We start from the raw sequence: 16,058 nt of genomic DNA on the forward strand, positions 1-16,058 counted from the left end.
TTCAAAATACATCGATAAATGAAACGACCGGGCGATCGGATATCATGTTGAAATTAAATTTCACACCCCGACCGGAAGGAGCCGCCCATGGCCGGCCTCACGCTCGACGATCTCGACCTGCGCATCCTCGCGATCCTGCAGGACGACGCTTCGGTGTCGAACCTGCAACTCGCGGAGCGCGCGCTGTCGTCGCCGCCGACCTGCATGCGTCGCGTTCGACGGCTGGCGGAGGCGGGCGTGATCCGCCGCCAGGTCGCGGTGCTCGATCCGGTCGCGATTGGCACGGCCGTGACGGCCCTGATCGAGATCAGCCTCGACCGGCAGACGACCGAAGACTACGACGCGTTCGAAGCCTACGTGTGCGCTGAGCCTTCGGTCACGCAGTGCTACCGCGTGTCGCCGGGGCCGGATTTCGTGGTGGTGGCCGATCTGGCCGACGTCGCCGAATACGACGAATTCGCGCGAAGGTTGTTCACCGGCGCGTCGAATGTTCGCAACGTGCGGACGTTCTTCTCGACGCATCGCGCGAAGTTCGAGGCGAACGCGCGGGTCGCGCATGCGATGCGCAAGCGCAGCGACAACTAAACCATCCGACGCACGCCAACCCGGCGAACATGCGACATCAGAACGCGAGCGACTGCTGCGTCGGCTGATGCTCGCGGCGCGCGAACCCCGCGCCTTCGAGCGACAACAACGCGCGTTTCCGTTCAATCCCGCCCGCATATCCGGTCAGGCTGCCCGACGCGCCGATCACGCGATGGCACGGCACCATGATCGATACGGGATTGCGCCCGACCGCGCCGCCGACGGCACGCGCGGCGCTCATCGGCAGCCCGACGCGTTCGGTGATGTCGCCGTACGACACGAGCTCCCCGAACGGAATCGCGAGCAGTTCCCGCCACACGCTGCGCTGAAACGCGGTGCCGCACAGGTGAATCGGCACCGAGAAGGTTTCGCGCATGCCGCTGAAGTATTCGGCGACTTCGTCGGCGACCTGGCGCACGAGCGGTGATGCGGGATGTGCGTCGACATTCGCGTCCGACGCGATCGCCAGCGACGGATAGTATTTCTGGCCGACGAAGAACAGGCCCGTCAGGGCATCGTCCTCGATACGGATGGCGATGTCGCCCAGCGGGCTCGGAATCAGATGAGCGGGAGTCATCGCGAAGCTTCTCCATGAAGGCGCCATACATGCAGTGCGGCATATGCGCGCCACGGCGCCCAGCGCGCCGCATGCGGCACGAAGGGGGGGCATTTACGCATATTTGCCGACAGCGGCATCAACGGCCGACACGCGCGCCGATTGAAACTGCTCTAAGGTTTTGCCTTGATCGTCGTGCTTACGATCTGCGATTGGCTGAGCCACATCGCCGTGAAGTTGCAGCGGTAGTGGATGAGCGACATGATCTTTGCATAGTCCTCGGTCAGGTTCCGATTGAAGATCGGCTCGTGATGGGCGATACGATTGCGCAGGAGCCGGATGTTGTCTAGATGGTTGAAGATTGTGTCGCGATGGACCTTCACCGGCATCTCCTTGTCGAGGTTTGGAAGTACGTCGCGGAGATATCTGTTCCAGAGACGTCCATCATGCCGCTTCGTGAACATCCTCTGCCAGAACGCGAACTTCAGCTCTGGAATCACCTTGCCAATCGTTTCCGCCCCCTTTCGTGCATCGAGCAGATCCTTGTGCTGACAATATCCCTGCGGCGGCCTTGGCAGGCTCTGTTCGAATGAGTCCGACCATGCCCATTTCGGTCCATAGAGCGCTTCCAGTGCATCGGAAACCGCATTGCGAACAACAACTTCGCAGACGTGCAACACCGGGAGCAACGCTCCAGAGATCGCGGCGTTCCAGGCATACAACTGCAAGGACGCCATATCTTGCGCGTCCTTGGGTTTTGCGCCCGCCTCGAACGTCGACATTCGTGAGCGGGACAAGGCCGAAGTAATGGCCTCGATCACAACCTGGTTGTTTGACATCACTTTTGGGTTTGGGTAGAATTGATTTCATTAGCTACGGGACTTGTTGGCAACTGCCTCCCCCCGTGGACATTCGATAGTAGTGAAGAAACCCGCGTCCAGCGGGTTTTTTCATTTCTGCTCTTAGTTCGGGCTATCCGGTGGCAGAGAGCCCAACTTCCTGACGACTCCCTGAGCCGTAGCGTCCCACTTGGATTCCCGCTTGGCAATACCACGTCGAGCCAGATGATCGCATCCTCCTCGATGCGTTCCACACATGGACGATTCTGCCCATCCGGACCGCACGCCACCATGCCCCGGCTATTGCGATCTCGCACGCTTCTCAGCTTGTGGCAACGGTGAACCGCAGATCAGCGCACTGTCCTCTGGCAGTGCGGAGGCGCATGCGACGACCGTAAGCCATCCGCGCCGCCGCTTCCGGCTGGAACCGGACCTGTGTATCGGCGCGCCGGCCCGCGTGAGCGCCGGCCCGCGTGATGGCCCCGTTTTACGCTCGGGAAAGTCCCGGAAAAACGGTTAATGCCACTCTCCGAAACAGTCGTCTCTTTTACGCGACCAGTTTCGAGATGACTCATCGAAATCCCCGACTGACACGGCACCGGCCCGCGCCCTATCCTTCGAAAAACGTTTTCCAGGATCACGCGGACGACCGGCGGCGCCACGACAGGGCCTGCCGCCGCCCGCGCCGGCGCCCGTCGCCGGTCACGGACAGGCATCGACTGCGGCGCGACGGGCGCGACCGCGCATCGGAGACATTCATGCAATCTGCCGTCGTCGGCGCGGTGCGCGCCGCCGCCAGCCGCTACCGCTGGACCGTCTGTGCGCTGCTGTTCTTCGCGACCGTCATCAACTACATGGATCGGCAGATCCTCGGCCTGCTCGCGCCGATGCTCCAGCACGACATCGGCTGGAGCCAGGTGCAGTACGGCCGCATCGTGATGGCGTTTTCCGCGTTCTATGCGATCGGCCTGCTCGGCTTCGGGCGCATCGTCGACTGGCTCGGCACCCGCATCTCGTATGCGGTCGCGATGCTGGTGTGGAGCATCGCGGCGATGCTGCACGCGATGGTCGGCTCGGTGATGGGCTTTGCCGCGGTGCGCGCGCTGCTCGGGATCGGTGAGGGCGGCAACTTCCCGGCCGCGATCAAGACGACGGCCGAATGGTTTCCGCGCCGTGAACGCGCGCTCGCCACCGGCATCTTCAACTCGGGCGCGAACATCGGCGCGGTGTTCGCGCCGGCGATCATCCCGGCGATCGCGGTGGCCTACGGATGGCGCGCGGCGTTCGTGATCATCGGCGCGATCGGCATCGTGTGGCTCGCGGTGTGGCTGGTGATGTATCGTACGGCCGACACGCGCGCGCTCGCCGCGGAATACGACGAGCCGCGCGACGAAGCCGAAGCGCTCGACGCGGCGAACGCGGACGCCGGCGCGCCGCGCTGGGGCGAACTGATCCGCAAGCGCGAGACGTGGGCGTTCCTGATCGGCAAGTTCCTGACCGATCCGGTGTGGTGGTTCTACCTGTTCTGGCTGCCGAAGTGGCTGAACGAGTCGCGCGGAATGGACATGCAGCATATCGGCCTGCCGCTCGTGTGCATCTATGCGCTGACGACGGTCGGCAGCATCGGCGGCGGCTGGCTGTCGTCGGTGCTGCTGCGCGCGGGCTGGAGCGTGAACGGTGCGCGCAAGACGGCGATGCTGATCTGCGCATGCTGCGTGCTGCCGATCGCGTTCGTGTCGCAGGTCCAGAACCTGTGGATCGCGGTGCTGATTGTCGGCCTCGCCGCGGCCGCGCATCAAGGCTGGTCGGCGAACCTGTTCACGACGGCGTCCGACCTGTTCCCGCGCCGTGCGGTCGCGTCGGTGGTCGGCATCGGCGGGATGGCCGGCTCGATCGGCGGCGTGCTGTTCTCGGAAGTGATCGGCCAGGTGCTGCAACGCACGGGCCACTACTGGGTGCTGTTCGCGATCGGCGCGCTGGCGTACCTGCTTGCGCTGGCGATCATGCACGCGCTCACGCCGAAGATGAAGCCGGCGAAGCTCGACGCGTAAGCGCGTGCCGGCATACGAACGCGCCGCCCGCAGGCGGCGCGTTTTCATGTGCGGCGCGACGACGCGTTGGCGGCGGGGCGCGGCGCGCACTTCAACCGACCGCCGCCGTCGACGCGCGCATGATCAACCGCGGCTCGAACGTCGAGTAGCTCGCGTCGTCGCGGCCCGCGAGCGCATCGATCAGCTTCTGCATGGCGAGCTCGCCCATGTTCTCGCTCTGGATGTCGACGGTGGTCAGCGCGGGCGCCGCGTATTCGCCGTACGGCACGTTGTCGATGCCGGCGACGGACACGTCCTGCGGCAGCCGGAACCCGAGCGATGCGGCTTCCTTCATGAAGCCGAGCGCGATCAGGTCGTTGTAGCAGATCACGGCCTGCGGGCGCTGCGGCCCGAGCATCACGCGCGAGCACGCGCGCTCGCCGGCCTCGGCGGTCGGCGCATGCGCGTCGTGCACGTCGAGCGTGAGCCCCGCTTCGGCGAGACAGTCGCGCGCGCCCTGGATCCGTTCGTCGTTCGGGCGCGCCTGCCCGAAGCCGAGATACGCGATGCGCGTATGGCCGAGATTGAGCAGGTGACGCGCGAGCATGTAAGTGGCGAGCCGGTTGTCGATGCCGACGCTCGGAATCGGCAGGCCGGGGCTGTGCCGCAGCAGCACGAGCGGCTTGTGCAGGTCGAGCATCCAGCCGGCTTCCTCGGCGGGCATCCGCGTGCTGACGATCAACCCGTCGACGCGCTGCGCGAGCGCCTCGATCAGCGAGCGTTCGCGTGCCTGGCTCTCGTCGGTATCGACGAGCAGCAGCGTGTAGTCGTGCTGAAGCGCGACGCGGTTCGCGCCTTTGACGATGTTCGTGAAGTACGGGTTGCTGATGTCGAGGATCACGAGGCCGATGGTGCGCGTGCGCCCGGTGATCATCGAGCGTGCCAGCGGATTCGACCGGTAGCCGAGCCGCTCGATCGCTTCCTTGAGCCGCGCCTCGACGGTCGGCGAAAAGCGCTGCGTGCCGTTCACGTATTTGGAGACCGTCGCGACCGACACGCCGGCTTCCGCGGCCACGTCGCGAATCGTCGGGGAAACTTTTTTCATCGCAAGGGTAACGTTTTCGTTCGATTGCCCCGGATTGTGGCAGAAAAAGCCGGCGTCCGGCCAGCGGCCGACATCGGGAAAGTGCGGATGGCCGCGAGCGGGTTCAGCCATTGACGTTCGGCTTTTGCCCCGCGTATAGTTGGAAAACGTTTTCCACCTTTCGCTATTCCCTCGGGCCATCCGGGACAGATTCAAGGAGACACTCTCGATGAACGCCACATCCACCGGCGCACGCAAGCCGTTCGGGCGCCTGCTGTTGACCGGCGCGGCCGGCAATCTCGGCCGCCAGGTGCGCGGCGCGCTGGCGAACTGGGCCGACGTCGTGCGCGTGAGCGACATCGCCGCGCTGGACGACGCGGCTGCGCACGAAGAAACCCGCGTCGTCGACCTGGCCGACCGGCCGGCGGTGATGGAACTCGTCGACGGCGTCGATGCGATCGTCCATCTCGGCGGCATTTCGGTCGACGCGCCGTTCGACGATCTCGTCGATGCGAACATCACCGGCACGTACAACCTGTACGAAGCCGCGCGCAAGCACGGCGTGAAGCGGATCGTGTTCGCGAGCTCGAACCATGCGATCGGTTTCCATCCGGTCACGGAAGTGCTCGACGCCGATTCGCCGCTGCGGCCGGACAGCCTGTATGGCGTGACGAAATGCTTCGGCGAGTCGCTGTCGCGGTATTACTTCGACCGCTTCGGGATCGAGACGGTGTGCCTGCGGATCGGTTCGTCGTTCGACGTGCCGAAGAACCCGCGCATGCTCGTGACGTTCCTCAGCTATCGCGACTTCATCGAACTCGTGCGCTGCTCGCTGCTGACGAACCGCGTCGGGCACGCGATCGTCTACGGCGTGTCGGACAACCCGGTGAAGTGGTGGGACAACACGAAGGCCGGCTTTCTCGGCTTCCGGCCGCAGGACAGTTCCGCGCAGTTCGCCGGGCTGTTCCCGGTGACGGCGCCGACGGCCGAGTACGACGACGCCACGCAGCGCTATCAGGGCGGCGGGTTCGTCGTCGGCGAGCCGATGGCGCGCAACGCGAAGTAAGTGTGGCGTGAGCCGGCGGCGGCGTCGGTCAGCGCGTGAGGTCGGTCGCCTTGCGCCGTTCGCTCACGCCGTCGCTCAGGATCAACGGGCCTTCCGCGCGCGCGTCGCTCACGCGCGCTTGCGTATCGGCCGCGGCCGCGGGTGCGGGTGCGACACCGACACCGACACCGACACCGGTGCCGGCTCCACCTCGGCCGTTTCCTTGCACAGCTTGTCGAGCATGCACTGCGCGGCGCTCGCGCAATCCTCGCCAGCCGGCTTGTTCGCGATCTCGTGGATCAGCGCTTCCAGGTGGCGGCGGTTCTGCGCGAGCCGCTGTTCGAGCAGCGCGATTTCGTCGACCTTGTGCCGCAGCGCGAGCAGCAGTTCGTCGCGCGGCCACGCGCTGAAGTCCGGCGGCAGCACCGCGCGGATTTCATCGAGCGTGAAACCCGAGCGCTGCGCGCGGTCGATGATCGCGAGCCGCGTCAGCGCTTGCGGCCCGTATTCCCGATAGCCATTCGCCTGCCGGCGCGCCGGTTCGAGCAGGCCGCTCGCTTCGTAGAACCGGATGCGCGACGCCGCGATGCCGCTGGCGCGCGCGAGTTCGCCGATCTTCATGGTTGTGCTCCGGAGGGGCTTGACCTTGAAGTCAACTTTAAAGTTATGGTTGGGCATCGTCAATCGAGGAAGTCCACCACCATGAACCTGTTTGCGCCCCTCACACTGCCCAACGGCGCGGTGATCCCGAACCGGCTGGCCAAGGCCGCGATGGAAGAGAACATGGCCGATGCGGATCACGCGCCGTCCGACGCGTTGCTGCGCCTGTACCAGGCGTGGGCCGCCGGCGGGGCCGGCCTGATCCTGACCGGCAACGTGATGGTGGACGGCCGCGCGATGACGGGGCCGAACGGCGTCGTGCTCGACAACGCCGCGCCGCTCGAGCGCTTCCGGCGCTGGGCGCAGGTCGCGCGCGCCGGCGGCGCGCACGTGTGGATGCAGATCAATCATCCCGGGCGCCAGATGCAGGCGGCGCTCGGCCAGGCGACGCTCGCGCCGTCGGCCGTGCCGCTCGCGCTCGGCGCGCTGTCGAAGCAGTTCCCGGTGCCGAAGGCGATGACGGAGGCCGACATCGCCGACGTGGAGCAGCGCTTCGTGTGCGCCGCGCAGCTCGCCGAGCAAAGCGGCTTCACCGGCGTGCAGATCCATGCGGCGCACGGTTATCTGTTGAGCCAGTTCCTGTCGCCGCTCACGAACCGCCGGCAGGACGCGTGGGGCGGCACCATCGAACACCGCGCGCGGCTGCTGCTCGACATCGTGCGGGCGGTTCGCGCGACGGTCTCGCCCGCGTTCGTCGTGTCGGTCAAGCTGAATTCGGCCGATTTCCAGCGCGGCGGCTTCAGCGCGGACGATGCGAAGCGCGTCGTCGAACTGCTGAATCCGCTCGGTGTCGATCTCGTCGAATTGTCGGGCGGCAGCTACGAAGTGCCGGCGATGCAGGGCGAGTCGCGCGACGGGCGCACGCTGGCGCGCGAAGCGTACTTCCTCGAATTCGCACGCGACATCACGGCCGTCGCGGCGATGCCGCTGATGGTCACGGGCGGGATCCGGCGCCGCGCGGTGGCCGAGCAGGTGGTCGCGAGCGGCGTCGCGATGGTCGGCATCGCGACCGCGCTGTCGATCGATCCGAACCTGCCGCGCGACTGGCAGGCCGGCAAGGACAGCGCGCCGGCGCTGCAGCCGATCCGGTGGAAGAACAAGGCGCTGGGCGCGCTCGCGAACATGGCGGTCGTCAAGTTCCAGCTTGCGCGATTGAGCGTTGGACGCCGCCCGCATCCGGGCGTGTCGCCGCTGCGTGCGCTGGTGTCGCAGCAACTTGCCGCGCAGTGCCAGACGCGGCGTTACCGGAAGTGGATGGCGGGGCGGGCGGCGCGCTAGTCGCGGCGGCGGTGCGTGGCGCGGCAGGGCGCTGGCTCACACCGGATACGCATCGTCGACCTTCAGGTTCGCGAGGCGAAACAGCGTGCGCAGCGTCTGCGGATGAATGTCGCGGTGCGCGGCGAGCGACGTCAGCATGAAGTCGAGCACCTTGGCGTAGCGCAGCAGCACGAGACAGCGCGCGAGGTCCGCGTTGCCGCCGCGCATGCCTTCGGCGAAGTGGACCATCTGCGTCGACAGCGCGCGGGCCATCTCGAGTTCCATCTGCTGTTTTTCGGTCCATTCGAGTTGCGGTTGTTCAAGCAGTTTCGCGAGGAAGAGCTGGAACGACGTATCGGACGAGTTGGGCAGCGCATCCATGAAGGGCCTCGCAGCGTGCGTGGATCGTTCGGACGGTTTCGGCGAACGGACCGGATCCGGGTTCAGGTGCGCGCCGAGCGGCGGCGCGGTTGTCACTGCAATGCGAATGCAGGTTCCGTACCAGCCCCGGATTCCGATTGGCGAGCAAGGGTGACGCCGTGCGCGGCAGCGGTCATCGCGCCCCGCCGATACGGGCTGGCACGGACAATCCAGGCGGGCATCCATACGCCTCGCAGGACCGCGCTCGACCGCGCGACACCCCCCTGACGGATGAAATGCTTCAGCGATGTAACGTAACGCCGGGGTAAAACCGGTTGCATGTTTCGGGCCACGAAGCGCCGGGATGTTGAGGCACAGGTGCGTCGGCGGCGTCCCCTCGGCCTGCGGCCGGTTGCACACCGGGTGCCGCGACCCCATCCGCCACGCGAAGGCAGGCCGCGGCCCATGCGCCGGATGTTTCATATCCGAGACGTTTTGCCGGCGACGATCCCGATGCCTGCGCAACGTATTTCGCCTGCGCGCGCCGCAACTGGCCCAGCGAATAGCCGGACAACTGTCCATGGGCAGCGGCGTCGTCTTTGCGAACAATCTCCGCATCATCCCCGCGAGGTTCGACATGAGCGTGCATGCCTTCTTCTCGGCCAACCTGCTGCTGGCCTACACGGCCTACTTCGTCGGCACGGCCAGCCCCGGCCCGAGCAATCTGGCGATCATGGCGGTCGCCGCGAACCATGGCCGCAAGGCGGCGCTCGCATTCGCGCTCGGCGTGATCTCGGGTTCGATGTTCTGGGCGACGGTGGCCGCGCTGGGCGTATCGGCGGCATTGCTCGCGTGGTCGAAGCTGCTGGTCGCGATCAAGCTGTTCGGCGGCGTGTATCTGCTGTGGCTCGCGTTCAAGTCGGGCCGCACCGCGTGGTCGGCGAAGGCGGCCGCCACGCGGAAGGCGACGCCCGGGCAGCGGCTGTCGCGTGTTTATGCACGCGGCGCGATGCTGCACCTGACGAATCCGAAAGCCATCCTGGTGTGGGTGTCGATCGTCGCGCTGTCGTCGAACGGCGCGGGCGCGTCGCACGGCGCCGTCGTGCCGGGCTGCCTTGCGATCGGCTGCCTGGTGTTCGGCGGCTATGCGCTGGTGTTCTCGACGGACGGCGCACGCCGCCTGTACGTGCGCGGCCGGCGCGCGATGGAAGCGTGTCTCGCGGTGGTGTTCGGCGTGGCGGGGATCCGGTTGCTGGCGTCGAACGTGTGAACCGGCAGCCCGCACGCGTCTGACCAATCGATCCGCCGCGCGACCGCGCGGCGGATCGTTCACCGCATCGCTGCGGCTTCAGCGCTTCAGAAAATGAAGCCCGTGTTGATGAACTTCGAGTGGTGATCCGACACGATCGAATCGAGCAGCTGCTTGCTGTCGTCGGTCTGCTTCGCCGCGACCATCGAGCGGATCGAGAACGCGCGCAGCGCATCGGTCACCGACAGCGTGCCTTCCGCCGAATCCTTGCGCCCCGCGAACGGGAACACGTCCGGCCCGCGCTGGCACTGGCAGTTGATGTTCACGCGGCACACCTGGTTCACGAGCGGATCGACGAGCGCGCCGATCTGCGCCGGATCGGAACCGAAGATGCTGACCTGCTGGCCGTGCTCGGACGTCGTCACGTAGTCGAGCGCGGTTTCCACGTCGTCGAACGGCGCGACCGGAATGATCGGCCCGAACTGCTCCTCGCGATACAGCTTCATGCCTTCGGACACGGGATACACGACGGCCGGGTAGAACAGCGTCTTGCTGAACTCGCCGCCCGAGTGGTTGACGACCTGCGCGCCCTTCGCCTTCGCGTCGTCGATCGCATCGGTCATGTAGGTGGTGCGATGCATGCCCGGCAGCGGCGTGATGTTGACGCCTTTCTCCCACGGCATGCCGATCTTCAGCTGTTCGAGCGCGGCGATGAAGCGCTTCAGGAATTCGTCGACGATCGAGCGATGCACGAGCAGCATCTTCAGCGCGGTACAGCGCTGGCCGTTGAACGACAGCGCGCCGAGCAGGCACTCCTTCACGGTGAGATCGAGATCGGCGTCGGGCAGCACGATCGCCGCGTTCTTCGCGTCGAGGCCGAGGATCGCGCGCAGCCGGTGCGACTTCGGATGCTGCTTCTTCAGGTGATCGGCGACCTTGCTCGAGCCGATCAGCGCGAGCACGTTGATCTTGCCCGACGCGAGCATGTGCGGCACGACCACCGCGCCCGGTGCGTAGATCGTATTGATCACGCCCTTCGGGAACGCATCGCGGAACGCCTCGAGCAGCGGCTCGAACAGCAGCGTGCCGTACTGAGGCGGCTTGAACACCACGGTGTTGCCCATCAGCAGCGCGGGGATCAGCGTCGCGAAGGTTTCGTTCAGCGGATAGTTGTATGGCCCCATGCACAGCACGACACCGAGCGGCGTGCGGCGGATCTGGCCGATCGTGCCTTCCGCGATCACGAAGCGCGAGTTCGCGTTGTCGAGCTCCTTCAGCGCGTCGATCGTCTGCGCCATGTACGTGACGGTGCGGTCGAACTCCTTCTGCGAATCGGCGAGGCTCTTGCCGATCTCCCACATGATCAGGTTCACGACGCGCTCGCGCTGCGCGACCATCCGCTTGATGAAGTCCTGCATGCACGCGATGCGTTGCTCGACTTTCATCGTCGGCCACTCGCCGCGGCCCGAGTCGTACGCGCGCACCGCGGCGTCGAGCGCCGCGTCGCTTTCCGTCTCGCCCATCACCGGATAACTGCCGATCTCCATCTGCGCGACGCTGCCGTCCGGCTGGCGCACGCACACCGGCGACAGCACGGTCTTGGTCGTGCCGTCCCACGGACGCAACGCGCCGTCGACCAGCGACACGCGCTGGTGGATCGGTGCGGCGAGCCGGAACGCGGCGGGGATGTCTTGATAAGCGGGAAACAGCTGCTGCAGGGAGGCGGAATCGGGCATGACGGTCTCGTTTGACGGGGTGTCCGGGAAGGACGGGCGATGCGGAATCCTGAGCTGATCGATCCTCGATCCTGAATCGGCATCATGACGCGCGGACGACGCTACGTCACGCGGCGGGCTGGCCGAAACGCGGAATGGAACCAGTTCCATTAAAAAGGAACGCCGCACCGATTGCAAGATTTGCCGAACGCGATCGCCGATTGCGTAAGCGATTTGAAGGACTGTGTCCGAATGGCAAGGATCAGCCGTTCAGTGCAGGCGCAAACGTTTCACTCCGGCTGGTTTGAGCGGATAATGGCTCGGCGCGGCGAAGAAAAAATTGCCCCGGAACCTGAGAGAAAACACACGCAGTGAAGAAAAGAGAGAAGGTCCGCCGCGCCGTCGATGCGAGGTCGGCTGCCCGGAGCGCCGGGTCGGGGTTGCCCGGCCCGGCGCGCACCGGACTTCCCGTGAACCGCCACGATCACTCGACGTCTTCGTCATCCTCCGCATCGACGTCATCACCGTCCAGATCCCGCCCCGGCGCCGCATACGCGCTCGCCTGTTCCAGCAGCCACGCACGAAACGATTCGAGCGGCTTGCTGTGGCTGAACTCCGTCGGATACACGAGGTAATACGCGGAATCGCCGACCGTCGCCGCGTCGCACGGGACGATCAGGCCGAGTTGCTGCAACTGTTCCTCGACGAAGAACTTCGGCACCAGCGCGATCCCGAGCCCGGCCGCGGCCGCGCTGATCAGCATCGTGTGCAGTTCGTAGCGCACGCCCTGCATCGTGCGGATGTCCTCGACGCCGTGCGTCTCGAACCACTGCGCCCAGGCGCCGGGGCGCGTGGTCGAGTGCAGCAGCGGATACGCGAGCAGATCCTCCACGCGTTCCACCGGCCCTTCGAGCAGCGCCGGCGAGCAGATCGGCACGACTTCCTCGCCGAACAGATAGTCGGACGACGTGCCGGGCCAGGTCGGCTTGCCGTAGTGGATCGCGGCCTCGAAGTGAGTGTCCTCGAACGAGAACAGGTCGGTGCGGCTGCCCATGTTCACGCGCACGTCCGGTGTGCGGTCATAGAAGCTCTTGATGCGCGGAATCAGCCAGTGCGACGCGAAGGTCGGCAGCACCGCGAGTTCCAGATAGCCGCCGCCGCTGCCGTGCGCGATGATCGACAGCGTGTCGCGGTCGAGCGCTTCGAGCGCGCGCCGCACCTGGGTGCCGTACAGCTTGCCGGCGCGCGTCAGCACGACGCGCTGCTTCACGCGCGCGAACAGCCGCACGCCGAGGCTGGCTTCGAGCGTCGCGATTTGCCGCGACACCGCGCTTTCGGTCAGGAACAGCTCCTTCGCCGCGTGCGTGAAGCTCTCGTGGCGCGCCGCGGCTTCGAAAGCCACGAGCGCACCCATGTTGGGGATCTTGAATTTGCGCATGATGCTCGTTTGATCTGACGAACGGACCCGCCCGCGGTGGATCGGCGGACAGGCGCGGGGGGCCGCGAATAATTCCAAAAACTCATTACATGTCAATTTAATCTCGCTTTACGCCCCGCTGCAACCCTTTGAATAATGCATCCCACGCAAGGCCAGGCGCCCGCTGGGCGGCCGGCCACCCGAGTTGCCGGCACGTTTGCCGGCGGTCCTCCGACACGAGAATCCTGATGCGCAATCCGAATATCGAGAGCTTGCTGACGAAGCTGCTGGGACAGGCGAAGACCGACGCCCTGTTCGAGACCCTGAACATGCCGGCCATCCTCGACGAGTGGGAAGCCGACGTCGTCACGCGCGCGGAAATCGCGCAGGCAATGAACATGGCGCTGTTCGAAGGCCTGCTCGAGCGTTCGGCGAACGGCCGCGCGTACACGGCCGAGGCGATCGAAAACGGCGGCTCGGTGTATTTCGACCACGGCGCGCTGCGCACGGTGCGCTGGCCGCACACCGGCGCGCTGCCGCCGGGCGAAGCCGCGTTCACGCGGATCCTGCGTCCGCTCGGCTTCCGCCTGAATGGCCGGTATCCGCTCGACAAGCTCGGCATGACCGGCCGCGCGTATGCGCACGAAGATGCACCGGACGAGATCGCGCAGTTCTTCGTCAGCGAACTGCACCCGGAACGTTTCTCGAAGGAATTCCAGCAGGCCGTGACGAACGTCGTGAGCTCGTCGCGCGATCCGCTGTCGCCGGCGGCTGTCGCACTGTTGTGGGAAATCGAGCGCGAAGGCTGGCTGTCGCTCGACGCCGCGCATGCGCTGCTGCCCGAGATCGTCGGTGCGTTCGCACGCCAGCACGACCTGCCGAACGAACTCGACTACGAGACGCTGCTGCTCGAATCGGCCGAGATGGCGTGGATCGCGACTGAAGGCAACGCGTTCAACCATGCGACCGATCGCGTGATCGACGTGTTCAAGCTGTCCGACGACGAGAAGGCGAAGGGCCGGCCGATGAAGCCGGAAGTCGAGCGCTCGCGCTCGGGCCGCGTGTTCCAGACCGCGTATCGCGCGGATATCGTCGAGCGCGAGTTCCGCACGCGCGACGGCGGCACGGTGAAGCGCAACGTGCCGGGCTCGTTCTACGAGTTCATCACGCGTCGTCGCACGTTCGACCAGGCGGCGCGCCGCTGGGTCACGGACCTGCGTTTCGATGCGGGTAACGCGCAGGGGATCTTCAAGATGACGGCGAACGCGGCGAAGTAAGCGCGACGCACGGAGAGAAACGGGCCGGCGGCTGATGACAGCCGTCGGCCCGTTTGCATTGCATGGGCGCCTCGATCGTCAGAACAGATGCGTGACGAGATAGAACAGCACCAGCACGCCGAGCGGCACGCCGAGCAGCCATGCGATCCGATATTTGCCCATGTCGTTGTCCTGCGCGTGGCCGCGACGCGGCAAGCGCCGCGGCGGGGTGAGACGACTGGCACGTTACAGCCCGCGGTCGAAATCCTTCAACTGCTTCTCGGCTTCGTCGCGCGCGATCCCGTAACGTTCCTGGATCCTGCCGACCAGATAGTCGCGGTTGCCTTCCGCGACGGCGAGATCGTCGTCGGTCAGCTTGCCCCACTTGGCCTTCAGCTTGCCGGTCAACTGCTTCCATTGACCCTTGATCTTGTCCTCGTTCATCGTGTGCTCCTTTCGTAAGGGGAGAAAAGTGCGGCGCGCGGCCGCGTGATAGCTCAGGCCTTCGACTTCAGGCCCGATGCGTCGACGTGCTTCACGCCCTTGATCGAGCGCGTCACGGCGACGGCCTTCTTCACGGCGATCTTCGACGGCAGCACGCCCGTCAGCGTGACGACACCGTCGATCGTCTTCACGCTGATGTCGGTGCTCTTCACGCCGTCGGTGGTCGCGAGTTCGCTCTTCACCTTGGTCGTGATCCAGGTATCGGTCACGGGCTGGTTCGATTCGCTCGTCATGCCGTTGCCGGCCGATGTCGACGCTTGTGCCTGTGCATTCGTGAGCGACGCGGCGGAAAGCAGGAAGGCCGCGCTGACGGCGAGCAATGTCGAAAGGTGCGAGGTCTTGTTCATGGATTCCTCCTTCGATGGGCGTGGTGGATCAGTGACGCGCTGACCGCATGAGCGTCGTGCGGCCGCTACCGCGCGATCGGCGTGTCGTAACCGGGCTCGCGCGGCGGCATGTCCGGGCGCGGCACGTCGGGCGGCAGCGGCACCGGCGGATCGGTGCCGGGCGGCGGTTCGGGCGGATTGTCCGGGGCCGGTTCGGGCCGCGTCGGATCGGGTGTCTCGTGCAGCTTCATCAGGGGGGCCTCCTTTGCGATATGGAGGGGCGGCGTGTGAGCGCCGATGCAGTACCAGCGTACCGGCACGAACGCACGCGGACATCGCGCAAATTCACCGGATCGGCTAGGGCGTGTTCACACTATCGCAAGCCTTCAATGATCAAGGCGAAGTTGATAAAGGCAATGAACATCACATCGAGCTTGTCAAAGCGCGAGAAGATGCGCCGAAAGCCCTTCAAGCGGCGGAACAGTCGTTCGACTTCGTTGCGACGCTTGTACATTTCGCGGTCGTACTCCCAAGGCTCAACGCGTGTCCGCAACGGCGGTACGACGGGAATGAAGCCAAGGTCGAGCGCGAGTTGCCGGGTTTCGTTGCCCTCGTACGCTTTGTCCATCAGGAGGTACAGCGGCCGGTTCGGCGGCCCCAGACTTTCGAGAAGTGCGCGCCCCTGCGGAGCATCGCCAGCTTGGCCGGGCGACAGAGCAAACGTTACGGCTGTTCGAGCATCCGCGGCAACCATATGAATCTTGGTTGTCCATCCTCCGCGAGATTTGCCGATGGCTTGTGGACCGTTTTTTTTAATGCGCCGGTCCCGTCAGGATGAACTTTGACGATTGTGCTATCCAGCGATACCGCTTCGATCCGGACACGGATAATCTGCGCGCGCTGCAACTCCGTGAACACCCGGTCCAGCACACCGCTGCGGGACCAGCGGTTCATGCGCGTGTAGATCGTGTGCCAACGGCCGAAGCGCGAAGGCAGGCCGCGCCACTTGCAGCCATGCTCGGCTACGTAAAGGATTGCATTGAGCACTTGCAGGTTCGACAGACTTACATTGCCTCGTTGGCGCGGCAGGCAATGTTCGATCTGTTTGAATTGGGCTTCGGAGATTTCCATCTCCGAAGCATAACCTCAAACCGATAGTGTGAACACGCCCTAGT

General features: G+C 65.5%; 17 protein-coding genes. 6 read left to right on the forward strand and 11 right to left on the reverse strand.

All coding sequences use genetic code 11. The annotated features are described in order from the left end of the window. Positions 1 to 87 precede the first annotated feature (87 nt). Positions 88 to 585, forward strand: a complete 498-nt coding sequence (locus tag ACTJKF_RS29540; protein WP_440628483.1) for an Lrp/AsnC family transcriptional regulator — start codon at positions 88 to 90, stop codon at positions 583 to 585. 37 nt (positions 586 to 622) lie between these two features. Here ACTJKF_RS29540 and ACTJKF_RS29545 read toward each other — a convergent pair whose 3' ends face one another. Further along, positions 623 to 1,162, reverse strand: a complete 540-nt coding sequence (locus ACTJKF_RS29545) for a methylated-DNA--[protein]-cysteine S-methyltransferase (RefSeq protein ID WP_440628485.1) — start codon at positions 1,160 to 1,162, stop codon at positions 623 to 625. Between the two features lie 152 nt (positions 1,163 to 1,314). Next, on the reverse strand, positions 1,315 to 1,980 hold the full coding sequence (locus ACTJKF_RS29550) for a hypothetical protein (protein ID WP_440628487.1): 666 nt from the start codon (positions 1,978 to 1,980) through the stop codon (positions 1,315 to 1,317). 758 nt (positions 1,981 to 2,738) lie between these two features. On the opposite strand from ACTJKF_RS29550, the gene ACTJKF_RS29555 reads away from it, so the two are divergent. After that, on the forward strand, positions 2,739 to 4,031 hold the full coding sequence (locus ACTJKF_RS29555; protein ID WP_440628489.1) for an MFS transporter: 1,293 nt from the start codon (positions 2,739 to 2,741) through the stop codon (positions 4,029 to 4,031). Between the two features lie 91 nt (positions 4,032 to 4,122). On the opposite strand, the gene ACTJKF_RS29560 is transcribed toward ACTJKF_RS29555, so the two are convergent. Further along, the gene (locus ACTJKF_RS29560) at positions 4,123 to 5,226 is read right to left on the reverse strand and encodes a LacI family DNA-binding transcriptional regulator (RefSeq protein WP_440628491.1); all 1,104 of its coding nucleotides are present in this window, start codon (positions 5,224 to 5,226) and stop codon (positions 4,123 to 4,125) included. 97 nt (positions 5,227 to 5,323) lie between these two features. Between ACTJKF_RS29560 and ACTJKF_RS29565 the strand changes: the two genes are divergently transcribed. Continuing rightward, positions 5,324 to 6,160 (forward strand): NAD-dependent epimerase/dehydratase family protein, encoded by an 837-nt coding sequence (locus ACTJKF_RS29565; RefSeq protein WP_440628493.1) that lies wholly within the window; start codon positions 5,324 to 5,326, stop codon positions 6,158 to 6,160. 108 nt (positions 6,161 to 6,268) lie between these two features. On the opposite strand, the gene ACTJKF_RS29570 is transcribed toward ACTJKF_RS29565, so the two are convergent. Further along, on the reverse strand, positions 6,269 to 6,760 hold the full coding sequence (locus ACTJKF_RS29570) for a MerR family transcriptional regulator (RefSeq protein WP_440628495.1): 492 nt from the start codon (positions 6,758 to 6,760) through the stop codon (positions 6,269 to 6,271). A gap of 81 nt (positions 6,761 to 6,841) precedes the next feature. Between ACTJKF_RS29570 and ACTJKF_RS29575 the strand changes: the two genes are divergently transcribed. Beyond that, positions 6,842 to 8,077, forward strand: a complete 1,236-nt coding sequence (locus ACTJKF_RS29575; RefSeq protein ID WP_440628496.1) for an NADH:flavin oxidoreductase/NADH oxidase family protein — start codon at positions 6,842 to 6,844, stop codon at positions 8,075 to 8,077. A 36-nt stretch (positions 8,078 to 8,113) separates the two neighbouring features. Here ACTJKF_RS29575 and ACTJKF_RS29580 read toward each other — a convergent pair whose 3' ends face one another. Continuing rightward, on the reverse strand, positions 8,114 to 8,437 hold the full coding sequence (locus tag ACTJKF_RS29580; protein ID WP_440628498.1) for a DNA-binding protein: 324 nt from the start codon (positions 8,435 to 8,437) through the stop codon (positions 8,114 to 8,116). A 616-nt stretch (positions 8,438 to 9,053) separates the two neighbouring features. Between ACTJKF_RS29580 and ACTJKF_RS29585 the strand changes: the two genes are divergently transcribed. Next, on the forward strand, positions 9,054 to 9,686 hold the full coding sequence (locus ACTJKF_RS29585) for a LysE family translocator (RefSeq protein WP_440628499.1): 633 nt from the start codon (positions 9,054 to 9,056) through the stop codon (positions 9,684 to 9,686). Positions 9,687 to 9,772: 86 nt separating this feature from the next. Here the strand turns inward: ACTJKF_RS29585 and ACTJKF_RS29590 are convergent, their stop codons facing one another. Then, complete coding sequence (locus ACTJKF_RS29590; protein ID WP_440628501.1) at positions 9,773 to 11,401, reverse strand: NADP-dependent glyceraldehyde-3-phosphate dehydrogenase; 1,629 nt, start codon at positions 11,399 to 11,401, stop codon at positions 9,773 to 9,775. Between the two features lie 463 nt (positions 11,402 to 11,864). Next, entirely contained in the window at positions 11,865 to 12,818 is a 954-nt protein-coding gene (locus ACTJKF_RS29595) for a LysR family transcriptional regulator (RefSeq protein ID WP_440628503.1), read from the reverse strand. Between the two features lie 227 nt (positions 12,819 to 13,045). Here ACTJKF_RS29595 and ACTJKF_RS29600 point away from each other — a divergent pair, with 227 nt between their 5' ends. Further along, positions 13,046 to 14,074, forward strand: coding sequence for a DUF1338 domain-containing protein (locus tag ACTJKF_RS29600; protein WP_440628504.1), 1,029 nt, complete (start codon positions 13,046 to 13,048; stop codon positions 14,072 to 14,074). A gap of 225 nt (positions 14,075 to 14,299) precedes the next feature. Here ACTJKF_RS29600 and ACTJKF_RS29605 read toward each other — a convergent pair whose 3' ends face one another. The 4 genes from ACTJKF_RS29605 to ACTJKF_RS29620 form a co-directional block, all read right to left on the reverse strand. Further along, positions 14,300 to 14,497: a CsbD family protein gene (locus ACTJKF_RS29605; RefSeq protein ID WP_440628506.1), complete on the reverse strand. Its 198-nt coding sequence runs from the start codon at positions 14,495 to 14,497 to the stop codon at positions 14,300 to 14,302. Between the two features lie 53 nt (positions 14,498 to 14,550). Further along, complete coding sequence (locus ACTJKF_RS29610; RefSeq protein WP_440628508.1) at positions 14,551 to 14,904, reverse strand: BON domain-containing protein; 354 nt, start codon at positions 14,902 to 14,904, stop codon at positions 14,551 to 14,553. Between the two features lie 65 nt (positions 14,905 to 14,969). Next, a complete protein-coding gene (locus ACTJKF_RS29615; protein WP_440628509.1) occupies positions 14,970 to 15,134 on the reverse strand; it encodes a hypothetical protein in 165 nt (54 codons plus the stop codon). Between the two features lie 122 nt (positions 15,135 to 15,256). Then, positions 15,257 to 16,014, reverse strand: a protein-coding gene (locus ACTJKF_RS29620) for an IS5 family transposase (protein ID WP_440628511.1) whose coding sequence is annotated in 2 segments (ribosomal slippage) — positions 15,257 to 15,699 and positions 15,699 to 16,014 — 759 coding nt in all. Because the reading frame shifts where the segments join, the coding sequence is not laid out codon by codon here. Positions 16,015 to 16,058 lie beyond the last annotated feature (44 nt).

The sequence above is a fragment of the Burkholderia sp. 22313 genome (assembly GCF_052045245.1).
In the GTDB taxonomy this organism is placed as follows: Bacteria; Pseudomonadota; Gammaproteobacteria; order Burkholderiales; family Burkholderiaceae; genus Burkholderia.